This window comes from Streptomyces sp. NPDC003635 (assembly GCF_053587635.1).
Genome location: NZ_JBSFOK010000008.1, coordinates 71,979 through 89,682, shown reverse-complemented (window position 1 = coordinate 89,682; position 17,704 = coordinate 71,979). Strand labels below are relative to the sequence as shown.

14 protein-coding genes are annotated in these 17,704 nt (G+C 72.5%); 6 read left to right on the top strand and 8 right to left on the bottom strand.

The window, feature by feature from the left end; translation table 11 throughout:
* Positions 1-3 precede the first annotated feature (3 nt).
* Positions 4-807: an SDR family oxidoreductase gene (locus ACWDRW_RS10460; RefSeq protein ID WP_451721927.1), complete on the bottom strand. Its 804-nt coding sequence runs from the start codon at positions 805-807 to the stop codon at positions 4-6.
* Positions 808-960: 153 nt separating this feature from the next.
* Positions 961-1,338, bottom strand: a complete 378-nt coding sequence (locus ACWDRW_RS10455) for a MerR family transcriptional regulator (protein ID WP_451721926.1) — start codon at positions 1,336-1,338, stop codon at positions 961-963.
* A 116-nt stretch (positions 1,339-1,454) separates the two neighbouring features.
* On the opposite strand from ACWDRW_RS10455, the gene ACWDRW_RS10450 reads away from it, so the two are divergent.
* Positions 1,455-2,528, top strand: coding sequence for an alkene reductase (locus ACWDRW_RS10450; protein WP_451721924.1), 1,074 nt, complete (start codon positions 1,455-1,457; stop codon positions 2,526-2,528).
* Between the two features lie 144 nt (positions 2,529-2,672).
* Here the strand turns inward: ACWDRW_RS10450 and ACWDRW_RS10445 are convergent, their stop codons facing one another.
* On the bottom strand, positions 2,673-3,602 hold the full coding sequence (locus ACWDRW_RS10445) for an LLM class F420-dependent oxidoreductase (protein ID WP_451721923.1): 930 nt from the start codon (positions 3,600-3,602) through the stop codon (positions 2,673-2,675).
* A gap of 244 nt (positions 3,603-3,846) precedes the next feature.
* Here ACWDRW_RS10445 and ACWDRW_RS10440 point away from each other — a divergent pair, with 244 nt between their 5' ends.
* Entirely contained in the window at positions 3,847-5,022 is a 1,176-nt protein-coding gene (locus ACWDRW_RS10440) for a cytochrome P450 (RefSeq protein ID WP_451722137.1), read from the top strand.
* 4 nt (positions 5,023-5,026) lie between these two features.
* Here ACWDRW_RS10440 and ACWDRW_RS10435 read toward each other — a convergent pair whose 3' ends face one another.
* The 3 genes from ACWDRW_RS10435 to ACWDRW_RS10425 form a co-directional block, all read right to left on the bottom strand.
* A complete protein-coding gene (locus ACWDRW_RS10435; protein WP_451721922.1) occupies positions 5,027-5,308 on the bottom strand; it encodes a hypothetical protein in 282 nt (93 codons plus the stop codon).
* Positions 5,309-5,458: 150 nt separating this feature from the next.
* Complete coding sequence (locus tag ACWDRW_RS10430) at positions 5,459-9,496, bottom strand: hypothetical protein (RefSeq protein WP_451721920.1); 4,038 nt, start codon at positions 9,494-9,496, stop codon at positions 5,459-5,461.
* 5 nt (positions 9,497-9,501) lie between these two features.
* A complete protein-coding gene (locus tag ACWDRW_RS10425; protein ID WP_451721919.1) occupies positions 9,502-9,813 on the bottom strand; it encodes a trypco2 family protein in 312 nt (103 codons plus the stop codon).
* 161 nt (positions 9,814-9,974) lie between these two features.
* On the opposite strand from ACWDRW_RS10425, the gene ACWDRW_RS10420 reads away from it, so the two are divergent.
* Positions 9,975-10,892, top strand: coding sequence for an aminoglycoside phosphotransferase family protein (locus ACWDRW_RS10420; protein ID WP_451721918.1), 918 nt, complete (start codon positions 9,975-9,977; stop codon positions 10,890-10,892).
* A gap of 10 nt (positions 10,893-10,902) precedes the next feature.
* Here ACWDRW_RS10420 and ACWDRW_RS10415 read toward each other — a convergent pair whose 3' ends face one another.
* Both ACWDRW_RS10415 and ACWDRW_RS10410 read right to left on the bottom strand, forming a co-directional pair.
* Positions 10,903-11,679 carry a maleylpyruvate isomerase family mycothiol-dependent enzyme gene (locus ACWDRW_RS10415; protein ID WP_451721916.1) on the bottom strand — a complete coding sequence of 259 codons (777 nt, stop codon included), beginning with the start codon at positions 11,677-11,679 and terminating at the stop codon, positions 10,903-10,905.
* 180 nt (positions 11,680-11,859) lie between these two features.
* Positions 11,860-12,003, bottom strand: a complete 144-nt coding sequence (locus ACWDRW_RS10410) for a hypothetical protein (protein WP_451721915.1) — start codon at positions 12,001-12,003, stop codon at positions 11,860-11,862.
* Positions 12,004-12,266: 263 nt separating this feature from the next.
* Here ACWDRW_RS10410 and ACWDRW_RS10405 point away from each other — a divergent pair, with 263 nt between their 5' ends.
* The 3 genes from ACWDRW_RS10405 (at position 12,267) to ACWDRW_RS10395 (ending at position 17,643) form a co-directional block, all read left to right on the top strand.
* The gene (locus ACWDRW_RS10405) at positions 12,267-13,148 is read left to right on the top strand and encodes a hypothetical protein (RefSeq protein ID WP_451721914.1); all 882 of its coding nucleotides are present in this window, start codon (positions 12,267-12,269) and stop codon (positions 13,146-13,148) included.
* Positions 13,145-15,352, top strand: a complete 2,208-nt coding sequence (locus ACWDRW_RS10400) for a bifunctional serine/threonine-protein kinase/ABC transporter substrate-binding protein (RefSeq protein WP_451721912.1) — start codon at positions 13,145-13,147, stop codon at positions 15,350-15,352. Before ACWDRW_RS10405 ends, ACWDRW_RS10400 begins: the two co-directional genes overlap by 4 nt.
* 125 nt (positions 15,353-15,477) lie before the next feature.
* A complete protein-coding gene (locus ACWDRW_RS10395; protein WP_451721911.1) occupies positions 15,478-17,643 on the top strand; it encodes a bifunctional serine/threonine-protein kinase/ABC transporter substrate-binding protein in 2,166 nt (721 codons plus the stop codon).
* Positions 17,644-17,704: the final 61 nt, after the last annotated feature.

Below are 17,704 nucleotides of genomic sequence, written 5' to 3'. Positions count from 1 at the left end.
TTCCTAGGCGAGGCCACCGTTGCTCATCAACAACTGGCCGTTGATCCAGCCGCCTTCCCGGGAACACAGGAAGTCCACGAGGTGCGCGGTGTCCTGGGGGGTGCCGACGCGGCCGAGCGGGGTGCCGCGCACGCAGTGCTCGCGGACCTCCTCGGACATCCAGCCCGTGTCGACCGGTCCGGGGTTGATCGCGTTGGCGGTCACACCAAGATGCGCGAGTTCGCGGGCGGCGGCCAGGGTGATGCGGTCCAGGGCTCCCTTGCTGGCGCCGTAGGGCAGGTTGCCGACGGTGTGGTCGCTGGTGAGGCTGATGATCCGGCCGGTTCCCGCCGCCGCGGCGAAGCGGCGTCCGAACTCCCGGATGAGCAGCCAGGTGGCGCGCGCGTTGACGGCGAAGTGCCGGTCGAAACTCTCCACGGTGGTGTCGAGGAGACCGGAGTCGACCGACTCGCAGTGGCACATCACGAGCGCGGTGACGGGGCCGAGCTGTTGCTCGACCTCGTCGAAGACGCGTGCGGGGGTCTCCGGATCGGCGAGATCCGCCTCGATCGCGGCGGTGGAAGCACCGAGTTGGGCCAACGCGTCGCTGATCGCCTCCGCCGCGCCCGGCTCCCTGCCCCACGGCATCCGGTCGTCGTAGGGCGTCCAGTAGGTGAAGGCGATGTCCCAGCCCGACGCGGCCAGTCGACGGACGATTCCGGCACCGATGCCCGCGGTGCGGCCCACGCCGGTCACCAGGGCGAGGGGGCGGGTGGCGGGGCTCCCATTCGGGCGGGCGGACTGGTTTTGATCATGGCTGGTGGTCACGACCTGAGATCGTTCCGACCGGGCGCCGGAGCGTCAATCGCTTTCCTGGGCCGAGGGCTCCAGGCTCCCTGGTCGCCCGTCGGCTCGGGGTGTCAGCCTCGGCCGGTCGCTGGTCGACACAAACGTTGCCCGCGACGCCGGTGGCCGCTCGGGTCAACCGGCCAGGGTCGACCCCAGCCTCGCCCGATGGGCCCGGTTCGTGGCCATCAGCCGGTCGAGAGCCTCCCGGGTGTGGATGAGCTCTTCGATGTGCGCGGAAAGTCGGTCCCGTTCCTCGGCCATCCGTTCCAGCGCGGCGTCGGACGTGGCCTCACTGGGTGAGTCGACACAGGGCAGCAGTTCGGCGATGGTCCGGCTGGACAGGCCCGCCGCGTACATCCGCTGCAGGAACGTGACCCGCTCGACGTGGTCGTCCGTGTAGTGCCGCTGCCCGCTGGCACTACGGGTGCTGGTCAGCAAACCCTGCTCCTCGTAGTAGCGCAGGGACCTGACGCTGACTCCCGCCCGTGCCGCGAGCTCGCCGATGCGCATGCAGCCCTCCCTGTTGTGATCCGGAGCACAACCCTTGCCTCTGACGTCAATGTCAGGTTCTAGCGTAACCGTCGTGCCCGGGATCCGGGCGCGACGGGAGACGAGGGAGACATGACATGACCACTCTTTTCACCGGCTACCGGCTCGGCGAACTGGCCTTGCCCAACCGCGTGGTGATGGCGCCGATGTCGCGGGTACGGGCCGCCGAGGGCGGTCTGGCGACGCCGTCGATGGCGCGCTACTACGCCCAGCGGGCCACGGCCGGACTGATCGTCACCGAGGGCGTGCAGCCCAGCCTGATCGGCCAGTCCAACCCCGGCACTCCAGGGCTGTACACCGATGAGCAGGTGGCCTCATGGCGCCCGGTGACCGATGCCGTGCACACCAACGGCGGCCGGATCTTCGCCCAGATCATGCACGGCGGACGCGTCTCCCACCCCGACACCACCGGGATGCGGCCCGTCGGGCCCTCGGCCGTCCCCGCCGTCGGCGAGGTGTTCACCCCCACCGGACCGCAGCCCACGCCGACGCCGCGCGCCCTGGACACCGCCGAGGTGCCCGAGCACGCCCGGTCCTACGCGGAAGCCGCGCGCCGCGCCGTCGACGCCGGGTTCGACGGTGTGGAACTCCACGGCGCCAACGGATACCTGATCTCACAGTTCCTCTCCACCAACGCCAATCTGCGCACGGACCGCTACGGAGGCTCGGTGACCAACCGGATCCGCTTCGCGGTCGAGGCGGCCACCGCGACCGTCGAGGCCATCGGCGCGGAGCGGACCGGGATCCGGCTTTCCCCGGCCGGCACGTTCTGGGGCATCGAGGAGTCCGACGTCGCCGAGCTCTACGCCGCGCTCCTGACCGAGCTGTCCCGGCTCGGCCTGGCCTACGTCCACCTGGAGGCCACCGCTGACGAAGAGACCCTGCTGGACCTGCGCCGGAGCTGGCCCGGCACCCTCGTCATGAACCCGGTGCTGCCCCTGGGCGCCAAGCAGACCGGCCGTGCCGACGCGGACCGCTGGCTCGGCCTGGGGGCCGACCTCATCAGCTTCGGACGCGCCTTCATCGCCAACCCCGACCTGGTGGAGCGCCTGCGCACCGGTCTCCCGATCGCGCCCGCCGACGACAGCACGTACTTCCAGGGCGGCGACCACGGCTATCTCACCTACTCGGCGTACCAGTACTCGGCGTGACGCCGGAGGACGCCGCTACTCGGATGCACCGGCAGCCGCCGACGGCACGGCCTCTCCATTGACGTGGAGGTCGCATGCTCCGATCCGGTCGAGCACCGGCGGCGCTTGCCGTCGCGGTCGGTCGACATTCCGGGTCGTGCGTTCCTACGCGTGCGAAGCCAGTTCGCCGAGGAGCGCCCAGGTACGTCGGCGGTCCGCTTCTCCCGCGATCTCGGTGCTCGAGAACACGACCTCGGTGGCGCCGGCGTCGCGGTAACGCCGTACCTCGGCTTCGACCGCCTTCTCGTCGCCGATCACGGCCAGGTCGGCCGCCCGTCGGCCGCCGGACAGTTCGATGACGCGTGCGTAGGACGGGATCTGTTCGTAGAACGCGAGGCTCTCGGTGGCCCTCTGCCGTACGGCGTCCACGTCGTCGGTGACCACACCGGGCACCAGCGCCACGATTCTGGGCGCGGGACGGCCGGCGGCCTCGGCCGCGGCGGTCAGTGCGGGAACGATGTGCTCCGCCAGAGCGCGCGGCCCCGCCAGGTAGGGCAGGATCCCGTCCGCCAACTCCCCGCTGACCCGCAGCGCCTGCGGCCCCATCGCGGCGACCAGCACGGGGACGCCGCTCTCGGCGCCCGGTACGCGCGCCGGTATCGGAGTGGTGGCGGTGAGCAGCTCGCCGCGGAAGTCGGCGGTACCGGTCCGGGTCAGTTGCCGGAGTGCGGTGAGGAACTCGCGCAGGCGGGCGATGGGGCGTTCGAAGGGCAGGCCGAAGCCGCTCTCGGTCAGGAGTTTCGTACCCAGGGCCAGGCCGAGGTGGTAGCGGCCGTGGGTCGCCGCCTGGGCGGTCTGGGCCTGGCTGGAGACGAGCAGCGGGTGGCGGCCGAAGACGGGGATCGCGGACGTGCCCACGTGCAGCCCGGGCACCGAGCGTCCGACGATCGCCGCGAGCTGGGGTGAGTCCGCGCCGAAGGTCTGGCCGAACCAGGCCGACCGCAGCCCGGCCGCCGCGGCTTCCTGGGCCAACCGCACGCTGGCGTCGACCTGATTGGATGCGTCGGACGCGTTGATGGCTACTCCAACTGTCATGCCAGTCAGAACAGGCGCCGTCCGAAGCCGCATTCCGGTGCGCGTGTGACAGCTTCTTGTCCGTCATGTGTACGGCCCGGGCGCGGGAAGGCCAGGATGTCGACGTCCCGCATTCCAGGCGCTCGGCGGCCATCAAGAAGTGCGGCGGCAGATGTACTGTGCCGTGATCTGCCGCCCCGAGGAGGAGCCGTCAAGGCCCGTGGACCCGAACCCCGACGACCCGAACCCGGTGGCGCCCAGCGCGATGAGCGGTGCCGAGGCCTTCCCGCTCGGCGCCGCGACCGCGCTCGCCGAACTCGCCGAGGACCCGCATCCGCGGTTGGCACTCCTGCGTGCCCACGAGCCCGTGTCCTGGCTGCCCGAGCTGGGCGGCTGGCTGGTGACCCGTCGTGACCTCGCGTTGGAGGTGATGCGGGACGCCGTGACCTTCACCGTCGACGATCCCCGGTTCTCCACCGCGCAGGTCGTCGGACCGAGCATGCTGTCCCTGGACGGCGACCAGCACACCCGGCACCGCCAGCCCTTCGTCGCCCCCTTCCGACCCCGCGCGGTGCATGACGGGTTCGCCTCGTTCATCGAGCGGGAGTCCGACCGCCTCATCGCCGCACTGGAGCCGGCCGGCGCCGGCGAACTGCGCGGTGCCTTCGCCGGCCCGCTCGCCGTCGCTGTCGTGACCGAGGCACTCGGGCTGGAGGGCATCGACGCGGCCACGGTGCTGTCCTGGTACGACGCCATCGTGCGCTCGGTCTCCGACATCACCGCCGGCCGTGCGGCGGGAGCCGCGGGTGCCGCCGCCTACGCGCGGCTTCGGTCAGCGGTGGAAGCCACCGTCGCCGACGGGGCTGCCGCCTCCCTCCTCGGCGCCGCTGCCGGGCAACTGGAGCTGCCGGAGGTGGCCTCCAACGCCGCGGTCTTGATGTTCGGCGGCATCGAGACGACCGAGGCGATGATCACCAACGCGCTGCTGGAACTGCTGCGCCGCCCCGACCAGCTCGCTCTTGTCCGGGACGAGGCCGACCTGCTGGACGGCGCGATCGAGGAATCGCTCCGCCTGGAACCCGGTGCGGCGCTCGTCGACCGCTACGCCACCCGGGACACCGTCCTCGGCCCGGCCACGATCCGGCGGGGCGAGGCGGTCACGGTCTCCCTGGCGGGCGCCAACCGCGACCCGGCGGTCTTCCCCGATCCCGATCGGTTCGACGTCCGCCGCGCGAACGTACGACTTCAACTGGCGTTCGCGCACGGCCCGCACCACTGCATCGCCGCGCACCTCGCCCGCCTGGAGACCCGCATCGCCCTCCGGCACCTGCTCGAACGACTCCCGGCCCTGCGCCTTGACCCGGACCTTCCCACGACTCCGTACGGCCTCGTCTTCCGCAAGCCGCCCACCCTGCATGTGCTCTGGGACCGTCCGGTCTGACCGCTCATCGTCCGATCGCGTCGAGGGCGTCGAGCAGTTGAGGGCTCGCCGGCGAGCCCTCGTCCGGTGGACCCGGCGTGCGGTGGGGTCCGCCGTCGATGAGCTCGTAGCGTCCGGTGGCTTGCAAGGGCGGCGAGTAGACGTGGATGGTGACGGCGCCGGCGTCGTCGTTCATCCGGTGGACGCCCGAGCCGGGGAAGGAGAAGGACTCTCCCGGCCCGTACCGCCGAGCGCGGCGCGGACCGCCCACGGACAACCCCTCCTGCCAGGCGGTGCCTTCGATCACGTGCACCGATCCCGGGTGGTGGCGCAGGAGCGCCTGGGCAGCGGCCGATGCCCGCCGCCGTACGTGTTCCGCGGGATCCGCCGTGCCGCCCCGCCGCGTGCATCCGGACGTCGGCCGCGGTCGGCGGCTCCCGCTCGACGTCCGCCGCTGTCACCCGTCGCGAGTCACCGCGTCATCAAGCGTCTTCTGTCCGGCGGGGTTGCGGGGCAGACCGAGTTGGGCGGCGATCTCTTCCAAGCACGCCGGTTCCAGAGCGGTCAGTGGGGCGATGACCTCCTCGGCGAAGCCCCGAGCCAGGGAGCGCTTGACCAGGTCGAGGGAGGGCGGTGAGGTGACGGCCGCGGCAAGGGCCAGGCAGGAGGCGTCTTCCTCGTGGAGGTCGTCGATGAGAGGGAGCGCCTCGGTCCGCAGGCCTGCCGCGAGCATCGCCTTGACCATGCTGGTGAGCACGCCCTCGGCGAGCACCTCACTCAGTCGGCGGGCTTCGGCACGGTAGCGGTCCCACAGGCGCAGGCGGACGACTGCCTCCACCGGCACGGAGCTCGTCCCGTAGTGGGCGCCCGTGACCAGGACCGCGCCGCGCAGCGTACCCATGAGGCGAGTGAAGTCATCGGTGAGGTCGGTGGCCCGGCAGGCCGCGGTGAGCCAGGGGTGAGCCCACAGTCCGTCCGCCCGCGTCATGTCCGGGTCCGCGGTCTCGGCGAGTCGGGCCGTGATGTCGCGGCACGGATCCCGGTGGCCGGCGTCGCACATCTCCACGATCATCGCGGCGGTCTGCTCCTGCCGGCGAGCGCGTTCCTGCGGGGAACCCGCAGACACGGTGAAGGCCGTTTCGCGGATCAGGGAGATCGCCGCGGTGATGTCGTCCGACCGCAGGTGTGCGCGCAGCCGGAGGGTGGGGTCGCTCCCGGGCAGGTCGCCGACCGGGTCGACGTGCCCGATGCGGATGCGCAGCGAGATGAGCTCGTGAGCGATCCGGGCGCGCCAACCGGACCCGCTCGGCTCCGTCGACTGCTCGATGCCTTCGCTCACCTGAGTGATGAGCAGGTCGAGGTCGGCCGATCGGCGATCGCTGTGCCCTGCGAGGCTCCTGGCGGCGCCCAGAAGGATGTCGACGCGGTCGAGCGGCTCGGCATCGAACGCCGCCGCGATCCTCAGGGCGAGGTCGAGTCGGCCGAGCCGGACGGCTGCGCCCGCCACCGCCTGCGCGTCCCACTTGGCACCTGTGTCGTCGCCGTCCCGCAGCACGGTGTCGAGGGCCAGTTCCAGAGCCGTCGTCGCCAGATCGGTCCGCCCCGCGGTCTCGGCGGCCTGGGCGAAGGACGCGAGGACGGTGGGCGAGGGAGTGTTCCTGGTCTCACCGAGAGCCGCCTCCACGGCGTCCACCACGGGGGCGGCCTCCTGGGTCGTGCCGGAGTCGAGCAGCGAAAGGGCGGTCTCCGTGAGACGGTCCGCACGGGCGTCGGGGTCGGCGATGCCCTGGGCCAGGGCGACCGCCAGTGACAGGTGGCCGTTGGTCCGGGCGGTTTTCGCGGCGTCGGCGAGCAGTTCGTCGGAGGCGGCGGGCTGTCGGGGGTCGCGGCCCTGGGCGGCAAGGGTGGTGCAGGTGAGCGCGACCAGATCGAGGCCGGGGGAGTCCGAGGCGGGCCGGGCGAGCAGATGGCGGGCCCGGTCCTCGTCCTGGTACGGGGCCGATTCCACGAGTTCGCACCCGGGGAACTCCTCGTTCAGCGCGGTGAGGAGCGCCACGGGTACGGCACGACGGCCACCTTTGGCTAAGTGCTCGCCGCAGGCGGCGAGGAGGGCTCGTTTCCGGCCCGCCGGGTCCAGGTCGGCGAGGTGCTCAAGGAGGCGATCCAGTTCGCCGAGAGCGACGAACGCCGGCGCCAGGAGGCCGCAGAAATCGGGGCGGTCCTCGCTGTCGGCGTGTGCGATGGCCTCCCCGATGAGGGTCCGGGTGAGTGTGGGATCCATCTCGGCCAGTGCTTCGGCGACGCCGATGAGTGACCAGCCGTGCTCGTCACCGCTCTCCATGACAGCCCGGCGAGCGATGTCGGCGGCGCCTGCTTCGCCGTGACGCGCAAGCGCGAGGGCGGCGCGCACCGTGTGTTCCATCCGCTCCAGGGGCAACCTGCCAGGCACGGCCATGGCTTCGTGGACGAGGTTGCGTGCCTCGACCGGCCGTGTGTCCAGCAGGTGTTCGCCGATGGCCAGCAGAGCGTCGGCCCGTAGGTAGGTGTTCTGCAGGGTGCGGGCGAGCTGGACGCCCTCCTCGGCTCGGCCGAGCCGTACCAGCAGCAGCGGATACCCGGCGGGCAAGGCGAAGTTGTCGTCCTCGACGCGCTTGCGGAGCAGCGACACCCGGGTCAGCAGGGTGAGATCGCCGTCGGGGGCCGCCTCGAGAAGCCGTGCCGCGTTCGACAGTTCGGACAGGGCGGCCAGCTCGCCGTGGGTCCGGCGGCGCAGCAGAGCGCGGCGCGCGGGGGAGGCCAGGGCGGCCAGCGTCCGGCCGGCCCCTTCGGCGAGCAGCAGGGTCGGGTACGCGTCGGTCAAGTACTCCGGGGTGTCATCGGGCCAGTCGGCCGCGGCGAAGCCGAGGGCCCATCCGTCGATGGCGGTGCGGGCATGCGTGTACTCCTCGGGTTCCAGGTCCTCCTGGACGGCGACGGCCAGTGTGTCGTGGGCGAGGGTGTACCGGGTGGGCGTACCGGGGCGCGGCTCCACGACGCGGGAGAGCCCTCGCTCCAGAGTCCTGCGGATCGCCAGCGCGGAGCCGTCGACGATCGATGCGATGTCCCTGCCGCTCAACGCGCCGCCGGCGACCGTCATCGTGGTCAGGACGGTACGCGGGACCGGCTCGTTGAGGACGTGATCCAGCTCCTGGCGGGCGCGCAGGAGCAGGCTCGTCGCGGCGGGGAACGGCGTCAGCACCTGGCGGCGACAGGTGCGCAGCGGGTGGCTGCCGTCCACGTCGAGGGGCACGTCGGCATGGCGGCTCGTCACCAGGACGTGTGCCGCCGGACCGAGAGCGGTCGGGAGCTGCGCGGCGATACTGGGCTCGCCCAACTCGCGATGGTCGTTCTCGTCCAGGCCGTCGACAAGCAGCAGCAGGGAACGCCCGGGGATCCGCATCGCGCGTCCCCAGAGGCTGAGGAAGGCGGCCGTATCGGGTTCGGCGGGCGGGAACTCACCGAGCAGCGCTGCGAGTTGGTCGCACACGGCCCGGTGGAACTGCTGCACACGCATCTGCCCGTCGCGCCGGGAGATGACGAACGACACCACGTCCAGCCCGGGATGGGCCCTCGTGGCGAAGTGAGTCACCAGCGAGGTTTTTCCGGCCCAAGGACCAGCGGTGATCATGAGGTAGGGCTCCGGGCCGTTCGCGAACGCCCAGAGGCCGTCGAGCTCCCGGTCGCGGCCGGTCAGTACGGCGCAGCGGGCCGCGTACTGGCGCAACATCGCCTCGTAGGCCGGGCGGCGCCGTGCCTGCCCGCGCAAGGGCTGGGCCATGACGCCGTGTGAGGCCAGCAGCTCACACGCGGCTCTGGCACTCGGCTCGGGTTCACGCTCGGCTCCCGCGCGCGGCTCGTACGCGCCGATCACGGCAGCGAGGCGTACGGCCTCCAGGGCGCCGGAGTGGGCCGACTCCACGACCACACCGACTGCCGTTCCCGCACAGACGACGCCCGCGCCCGAGAAACCGGTCCAGTCGCCCGCTGCCAGGCGGCGTCCGTCCGCCCGATGCAGGAGCAGGCGGCCCCGCTTCACACTCGAACCGAGCGGGATCACCCCGTCGATCTGGTCGCTGTCCCGCCAGGTCGCCGCGTCCGGGCCGGTCCAGCTCTGATGGCGTGGAAAGCCGATCGCGGTGAAGGGAAGCCGTCCGCCGGCTTCGTCGGGTACGACTCCGACGGCCATCGGAGCGACCACGCCCAGAGGGACGTCCTCGGTGAGTTCGACCAGCGCGACGTCCAGCCGGGCACCGCGCCACACCGTCCTGCCGGTGACGACGATCTCGTCGGGGGCGCCGCCGGACAGCCGCACCCTCACCGGCCCACCGCCCTCGACCACATGCCCGGCTGTCACCACCAAGGAGGTCGCCAGCCGCAGCCCCGAGCCGTACCCGGTGCCGGTGTCCTGCTCGACCAGCACCTCGGCGCAGCGCCCGGCGAGCGATTCCACCACCACAGGCGTCAGCGCGGGAGTTCAGGCAGCCGGTCGACGACCGACAGCGGCCGCCCGGCGTCGTCCGTGGGCGTCAGGGTCATCCGCACCCGCTGGGTCCGGCCGACGCCGCGCTTGCCGTCGGCACCCGCGTCGACCACCCACAGCTTCAGCCCACCGCGCGCGCTCGCCTCCCGCGTCATCGTGACCTCGAACTCCAACTCCACTGCTTCCACACCGAACTTGACTCCTCGGCCCGCCCCTTCGTGCTGTGCCGACTCCAACTGTTCGCGCAGTACGCGGATGTAGTCGGCCAGGGGCACGCCCTCGGGATCGCTCATCAGATGCTGCCTCTCCGAATGTCGATGCCGACGAGTCTGCCAGGCGGCTCCTTCGCCCGTACGCCCACTGTTGCTCGCGGCGCCGTGGTGGACCGTTCCGGCTGAGCCCGTAACCGTTCCGGCGGAGTCCCGTACTGGCCGCCCGACTACTGTCGTCACCCATGACAGTCACCGGAATCGACATCACCGAGGACCTGATCCGGGACCTCCTGCGCGAGCAGCACCCCGACTTGGCGGACCGCCCCCTCGAACTGGGCGCGCTCGGCTGGGACAACCAGGTGTGGCGGCTCGGCGACGACCTCGCCGTACGGATGCCCTGGGCGACCCGGTCCGCGGACGCGTTGCTGCGCAAGGAGCACACCTGTCTGCCCGACCTCGCACCACACCTGCCGCTGCCGATTCCCGTCCCGCAGCGCCTGGGTGAGCCCTCCGCACGGTTCCCGCGGCCCTGGCTCGTCACCACCTGGGTACCGGGGGAGCCGGCCGACCGCGCGCCCGCGACAGAGGCCGTCGAGGCGGCCGTAACCCTGGCCGCCTTCCTGTCAGCGCTCCACCGACCCGCTCCCGAAGGGGCTCCCGCGGGGCGAGATCGTGGCGGTCCGCTGGCCGACACCGCCGAGCCCTTCGCGCGCGGGCTCGCCGCCGCCGAGGAGCGGGGGCTCGTGCACAACGCGGACGCCGTCCGCGCGGTCTGGGAAGACGCGGCTGCCGCACCCGAGTGGGCAGGCCCGCCGCTGTGGCTCCACGGGGACCTGCACCCGGCCAACGTCCTGACCGCGAACGGCACGTTCTGCGGTGTGATCGACTTCGGTGACCTCTTCGCCGGAGACCCGGCCTGCGACCTCGCCGCCGCCTGGATCCTGCTCCCGGACGACGGCATCGACCCCTTCCACCAGGCCTACCGGCCGAATCCGGACGCCGCGACCCTGCGCCGCGCTCGGGGCTGGGCGGTACTGCGCGCCCTCGGCTGCCTCCACATCGCAGACGCCGGCGTCCACGGCCGCCCCGGAGGCAAGGCCACCTGGGGCCCACCCGCCCACGCGGCCCTGCGACGCCTCACCGCATCGCTCGGCCAGTGAGCAAGCGGTTCTAGTCCTCCGGCTCCCAGGCCGCGAGCTGGTCGAAGATGCCTCGGTCGCCCTGGAGTTGAAGGGAGTCGAACGGTATACGGCTGTACAGCATCAGGACGAGTTCGCCGGCCGTGCCCCGGGCGGAGGCGTCGGCCGCGGCCGGGGCCTCGCCGAACGCGGGCAGGAGCGTGCTCCGTGCGCCGTCGGCGGAGAGCGACAGGCGCCAGGAGCGGCCCTCGGTGGCGTGGAAGTCGAGCTCGGCGGGCTTGTGCGGCCAGGCACTCGTGGTGGCGCAGCAGGTGGTCAGGAACTCGTCGACACCGTCGAGCGCGGCTTCGTCCGACAGCGGCTGAGGAGTGCCTACGGCGGCCTGGGCGTCGTACGTGTGCACCGTGACCTCCTGGACCTGGTGCCGGGCGACGGCACCGGAGGTCTGCGGCGACTGCGAGGCACCCCACCACGTCCAGCAAACGGCATCGGGCCCCGTCTCGCGCAGTGCGCTGAGCAGCAGTTGCGTCGACTCGGCCGACCAGGCCAGCAGGGCCTCGCGCTCCCGGGGCGCGTCCGGGACGTCCGAAGCGGTCGCGGCCGGGCCGTCGGCAGGCCCCGCGGCGACGTTGACGGCCCAGCGGCGGTGCACCCCGCCCAGATGCTGCACCAAGTCGAACAGCGTCCACTCGGGGCAGGTCGGCACCGGCAGGTCGAGGCTGGGCGCGGAGGAGACCGCGGCCCGGAACGCGGCCGAGCCTTCGTCGATGAGCCGGAGCAGAACGGGGAACTCAAGTGTCTTTGCCACGCAGGATGTTTATCACCGCGCCCGGACAACCGCCGCCGAATTTGTCAGTGAGCCCGGCCGGTGGCTCCACCTCCCGGTCACAGCATGGCCGCGCACTGGGCGGGCGCGAGATCGGGGCCGTCGTCGTCCGGATGATCGAGCAGGGGTGCCAGGGTGGTGGACACGCTGGACCACTGACGGTTATCCGCCGAACCCGCCCATCTCGTCGAGCGTGAACCCCTCGGCCTGGGCCAACCACTGCCTGAACATGTTGAAGCCGGTGTAGGACCAGGAGATGTCCGGGCCAGCCACGTCGTCGTCGCTCGGGAAGAGCGTCAGTCCCACCTCGTCCTCCTTGAGTGCTCGCAGCCAGGATCACCGTGGGGACCGGTGGCGGCAACCGAAATGATCTCCTCCTTCGGCAGAGCGACCGGTCGGTGTCGACGGCCCGGGTGCGGAGCGACGACATCTTCGCGACCGGATGGTGTCCATGTGTCAAGTCCGCTGCAGAGGAGTCGAGTTGGTGTTCGGATGAGGCTGGGTGCGTCAAGCTGCTTCCCACACGGGCCGTCAGGTGGCGGACCCGCATCCATACGGTGGGGGCTGGAATGACCGAGTGGAGACCGGCAGCGGCGGCGGTGGCGGGAGCGCTGCTGCTGACCGGGTGCACCAGCGGGGCGGAGTTAGATTCCGAGGAGCGGACGACCACCGCTCCGACGGAGAGCGCGAGCGGCACGGACCGTCCCAGTGCCTCGGCGACGGCCGAGGCGGAGGACGAGCCGTACACCCTCGCCGAGGAGTTGGCGCCGCGGACCCGGTCCGAGGCGGTCGCGTTCGTACGAAACCTGGCCACGCGGCCGGACAACTTCGGTCCTGGATTCCGCAAGGCGCGGCCGTTCGAGAGTGATCCGGCCCAGTGGGCCGTCCTCGACGAGAACTGCGTGTGGCAGCGGCAGCCGCTGCCCGCCACGGTGTTGGCCAGCCTCACACGCCGATTCGTGCTTCCGGAGAGCGGTGCCAAGGGGGCCGTGCGTGTCTCCCTCACCGTCACGGTCCACCGGGACACCACGGCCGCGCGCCGGGACATGGCCACGTCCTTGGAGGAGGCCATGCGCTGCCCAGCGCAGCAGTTGAACGCCACCGAACGTGTGCGGGGCCTGTACTCGCGGGCGGATCCGTTCTCCGAGAGACGCAACGCGATCACCGACGACGACCTCGTCGAGAGCGGCCAGTACCTCGTGGACGGCGCGAAGGACGCACTGCCCTTCGACTGGTTCAAATACCGGCTCGGTCCGGTGACGATCGCGGCGACCGACCGCATCGGAGCGGGCTACGACGAGGAGGCGGCCGGCCGGATGGCCTCGCAGGTGGCGCAGGGCGTCGGCCTCACGGCCGCCGAGATCGACGGCATCGGCGGCAACCGGGCCCAGGACGACACCGACGGCAAGGACAAGGCCGACGGCGACGAGGATGCGGAGGATCTGCGATGAGCGAGCCGCTGAGGCCCGCCGATCCGTCCCGTATCGCCGGCTTCCGACTGCTGCGGCGGCTCGGCGCGGGTGGCATGGGCGTGGTCTACCTGGGGCGTTCCGAGGACGGCGCCCTCGCGGCCGTCAAGGTGATCCGCGGCGAGAGCGGCGACGACCCGGACTTCCGGGCCCGGTTCGCCCGCGAGGCGGAGCTGGCGCGGCGGGTGACGAACCGCTGGGTCGTGCCGGTGCTCGACGCGGACGCCGAGGCGGCGGAGCCGTGGCTGGCGACCGCGTTCGTGCCGGGGCCGTCACTCGTCGAGGCCGTGGTCGAGCACGGCCCCCTCCCCTCCTCGACCGCCCGCTCGCTCGGCCGGCTGCTGGCCGACGCCCTCGCGGACCTGCACGCGGCCGGCCTGGTCCACCGGGACGTCAAGCCCGCCAACGTGCTCCTGGCCCTGGACGGCCCCCGGCTGATCGACTTCGGGGTGGCGCGGGCCGAGGACGACACGGCGCTGACGGCCTCCGGCATGGTCGTCGGGAGCCCCGGCTTCCTCTCGCCCGAACAGGCCCGCGGCGAACCGGCCACCGGCGCCGGCGATGTCTTCTCCCTCGGCTGCGTGCTGGCCTACGCCATGACCGGCCGCCCGCCCTTCGGCAGCGGCGCGCCGGAAGCCCTGCTGTACCGCACCGTCCACGACGAACCGGACCTCGACGGCATCGCGGAGGACTCCCGTGCCCTGGTGTCGCGCTGCCTCGCCAAGGACCCGGCAGACCGGCCCACGGCCGCGGACCTGCGCAGCGCGCTGACCGCGCCCGACGCGGACGGCACAGTCGAACTGCCCGACCCGGTCACCCGTATGATCGCCGCCCGGTCCGCTGAAGGGCTCGCACTGCCCGACATCGAGCCGACCTCGGTGGACGCGTCCGCCACGGCGCCGACCGCCGACGCTGGAGAGCCCGAGGACGGTGCCGACCGGCGCCCGAGCCGGCGTCGGCTGCTGCTGGCCGGCGGTGCGCTGCTGCTCGCCGCGGGAGGAGCGGGCACCGCCGCACTGCTCGCAACCCGCGACGACGAGGACAAGGATCCCGGCCCGGCCCGGCCCGTGTACGTCCTGGGCGTGCACGTCAGCCAGTCCGTACCCCTCGTCAGCCGAGCCAGCGAACGCGCCGCACGGCTCGCCGTCGCCCAGCACAACGCGACTCCCCGGCGCGCGTACGACCTGACGGTGCGGGTCCTGCGGGACGAGGGCAATGCCTCCAGCGCCCAGGACGTCGCGGGCCGGTTCACCGCGGACCGGGACGTCGTCGCTGTTCTCGGCCCCCTGACCGAGCTCCCGATGCGGGCGGCGGCGAAGGTCTACGGTCAGGCCGGGCTGACCCATGTCTCCAGCACCACCGGCCAGCAGGACTACTTCCTGACCTCCCCCAAGTCGACTTTCCAGACCGGCATGGCGCACACCGCGCTCGGGGGCTGGATCGCGCTGCATGCCCAGGTCATCAAGCGGCTGGGACGCCTCGGAGTGGTCCTGGACCGCTCCGGCGGCACCACCATCCAGGATCAGGCCGGCCTCCTGGTCCGCCAATGGCGGGACACCCTCGGCGGCCAGGTCGTCCCCCGGGTGGTGGCCGAGGAGACCGGCGACGGCCCGGAGGCGGTGCGGGCGCTGCTCGCCGACGGGGTGACCGCCTTCGCCTGCCTCGGCCCGCTGGACGCGACGGTCGCCGCGGCGAAGCAGCTGGCCGCGGCCGGATTCGGCGGCCCACGATGGATGCAACACCTGCTCTACGGCACGGACTTCCCGCGCCGCGCGGGGGCCGCCGGCGAAGGCTGGTACGTGGTCAACTCCGCCGTCGACGCGGCGGCCCTCACCAGCAAGGCGGCACGGGAGTTCACCGCCGCCTGGCGGTCCCGCTACGGAGGCGATCCGGAACCGTACGCCGCGGAGGCGTACGACTCCGTGCGCATGGTGCTCGGCGAGTTCGCGCGCACGGTGCCCGCACGGGCCGGCGCCCGGCCGGTCCGCGCCGATCTCGCCGGGCGGATGGCCGCGGCCCGATACCAGGGCATCGGCCGGAGTTACGCCTTCGGCGACTACCACCAGTTCAACGCCGAAGATCAGGAATGGCTGAGCAACACCTATGCGCACGAGGTGCGCGACGGGCGCTTTCGCCAGCTGGGATCACTCGCGGACCTCAGAACCGAGGAGGAAGCTCAGGGCTGATACACCGTCGCCGGGTACGGCCCGGTGACACGGCGCGCGGGTCGATGTCGGGGAGCCGCCCGTACGTCCGCGGGGTCGCGCGATGGGGACCGGCAGGGCAGTGAGGCGAAGAAGGAGCGTGTGCCATGGACCGGCTGCTGCCGTCCGACCCGTCCGTGATCGGCGAGTACCGGCTGGCGGCGCGGCTGGGCGCGGGCGGGATGGGTGTGGTCTACCTCGCTCGCTCACCGAACGGCACCTGGTGCGCCCTGAAGTCGATCCGGTCCGAGCACGCCGACGATCCCGGCTTCCGCGCCCGCTTTCGTCGCGAGACGGAACTGGCGGCCCGGCTGACGGGCCGCTGGACCGTGCCCGTCCTCGCGGCCGACGCCGAGGCCCGCTCTCCTTGGCTGGCCACCGCATACGTGCCGGGCCCCTCCCTCGCCGAGGCGATCGCCCGGCACGGGCCCTGGCCCGCGCCACATCTGCTGTGCCTGGGCGCCGCGCTGGCCGAGGCACTGAACGCGGTCCACGGCAGTGGGCTCGTCCATCGGGACGTGAAGCCCGCCAACATCCTCCTCACCGTGGACGGCCCCCGGCTGATCGACTTCGGCATCGCCCGCGCGGTCGGCGTCACCGCGCTCACCGCTGACGGGTCCGTCGTCGGGTCTCCCGGCTATCTCTCGCCCGAGCAGGCGCGTGGCCGTACGGTGGGGCCGCCGAGCGATGTCTTCTCACTGGGGTGTGTCCTCGCCCACACGGCCACCGGCCGTCCTGTCTTCGGCACGGGCGGCGCGGCCGCTGTGCTGTACCGGACCGTGCACGAGGAGCCCGCCCTGGACGGCCTGCCCGGCCCCCTCACCGACGTCGTACGACGATGTCTGGCCAAGGAGCCGGAGCAGCGCCCCACGGTCGGTGAACTGCGGGACCGTTTCGGCCCGTTCGACGCGCGGACCTGGCTGCCGGAGGGGCTGCCCGCGCTGGTGGCCTCCCGCGCGGCGCGGGTGCTGGAGCTGCCGGTGCCGCAGGGCACCGTCCTCGACGGTCCCGCCGTCGCGGGGGCGGCGGACGCCGTGACGGTCACCGACCGGCCGATGACGGCACCGCACCCGTCCAGGCGCCGGGTCCTGGCCGTCGGGGGCGCGGTGCTGGGTGTCGGTGTCGCGGGCGGCAGTTGGTGGCGTTGGGGCCGTCCCGACTCGTCCGGCACGACCGGCGGGGGAACCCTGCCGCGCCGGGTGATCGGTCTCCTCGGCGACCGGAGCGACCCCGCCTGGCTCGCTCATGAACGCGGAGCCCGGCTCGCGGTGAGCGAGCACAACGCCGCCTCGCGACGCGCCTTCGACCTCGTGCTGCGTACCGCCGACGGGGGCGCCACGGCCAAGGGCACAGCGGCCGCGGCGGCCGCCCTCGCCGCCGATCCGGCCGTCTCCGTCCTGATCAGCAGTGGCACCAACGCCACCGTCCCCGCCGCGGTGCAGGCGTGCGTCCAGGCTGATGTGGCCCACCTCGTCACCCGTGCCGACACGAGCGAGCTCGACAGCATCAACCTCACCACCACCTTGCTGATGCGCTCGACGAGGACGGCCGGACCACCGGCGATCCTGCGCTACCTGAACCGGGTGGTGAAACCCGGGCGAACCGCCGTCATCCACGATCTGACCGATGCGGCCGAGACCATCTCGACGGTTCGCAGCGTCACTCTGCACGGGAAGCTCGACGGCGACGTCACACTCGAGGAGGTCGCGGCGGACACCGGCTTCGCGGCCGTGGCCCGGCGGATCGCCGACCGACGCGACGACGCGGTCCTGTTCGTGGGCGTGGATCCCGACCGGGCCGCGTCCTGCGCCCAGGCGTTGCGGGAGGCGGGGTATCGCGGCCCGTGCCTGGCGGACGAGCATGTGCTCGGCGCCCGTTTCCTCGTACAGGCGGAGGGCTGGCTGATCGGCGCGGGCTACACGGACGCCGTCGCCGACCCGCGTACCAAGGCGTTCACCGCGGCCCACCGAGCCCGCTTCCGCACCGCCCCCGCGCCCTGGGCGGCCGAGGCGTACGACACGGTCCGCTTCGCCGTCCACGGCCTGACCGCGGCCGGCGAGGACGCCCGCTCCGCGCTCCGCTCCGAACTCCTGCGCCACCCCTGGCAGGGCCTCACCCGCAAGGTGAGCTACGACGCCGACAACGAGTTCTTCGAGGCACGCGAGGACGCGGGCGCCTTCCTCTACCGGATTACGGACCGCACCGCCCGCTTCGTGTCCCGGGCGGACGACATCGCCGGCGCCCCGGCCTCCGGCCAGGAGCAGTCCGGGTGATCACGTGCGGAGCCGGATGACGAGTCAGGCGTACCGGCGCCTGCTACAGAGGGTGACCAGG

Excerpts from the sequence above, each read along its gene's own strand:
- ACWDRW_RS10455 (WP_451721926.1), bottom strand. The coding sequence starts at position 1,338 with ATGCGCATCGGCGAGCTCGCGGCACGGGCGGGAGTCAGCGTCAGGTCC.
- ACWDRW_RS10450 (WP_451721924.1), top strand. The coding sequence starts at position 1,455 with ATGACCACTCTTTTCACCGGCTACCGGCTCGGCGAACTGGCCTTGCCC.
- ACWDRW_RS10445 (WP_451721923.1), bottom strand. The coding sequence starts at position 3,602 with ATGACAGTTGGAGTAGCCATCAACGCGTCCGACGCATCCAATCAGGTC.
- ACWDRW_RS10440 (WP_451722137.1), top strand. The coding sequence starts at position 3,847 with ATGAGCGGTGCCGAGGCCTTCCCGCTCGGCGCCGCGACCGCGCTCGCC.
- ACWDRW_RS10425 (WP_451721919.1), bottom strand. The coding sequence starts at position 9,813 with ATGAGCGATCCCGAGGGCGTGCCCCTGGCCGACTACATCCGCGTACTG.
- ACWDRW_RS10420 (WP_451721918.1), top strand. The coding sequence starts at position 9,975 with ATGACAGTCACCGGAATCGACATCACCGAGGACCTGATCCGGGACCTC.
- ACWDRW_RS10405 (WP_451721914.1), top strand. The coding sequence starts at position 12,267 with ATGACCGAGTGGAGACCGGCAGCGGCGGCGGTGGCGGGAGCGCTGCTG.
- ACWDRW_RS10400 (WP_451721912.1), top strand. The coding sequence starts at position 13,145 with ATGAGCGAGCCGCTGAGGCCCGCCGATCCGTCCCGTATCGCCGGCTTC.
- ACWDRW_RS10395 (WP_451721911.1), top strand. The coding sequence starts at position 15,478 with ATGGACCGGCTGCTGCCGTCCGACCCGTCCGTGATCGGCGAGTACCGG.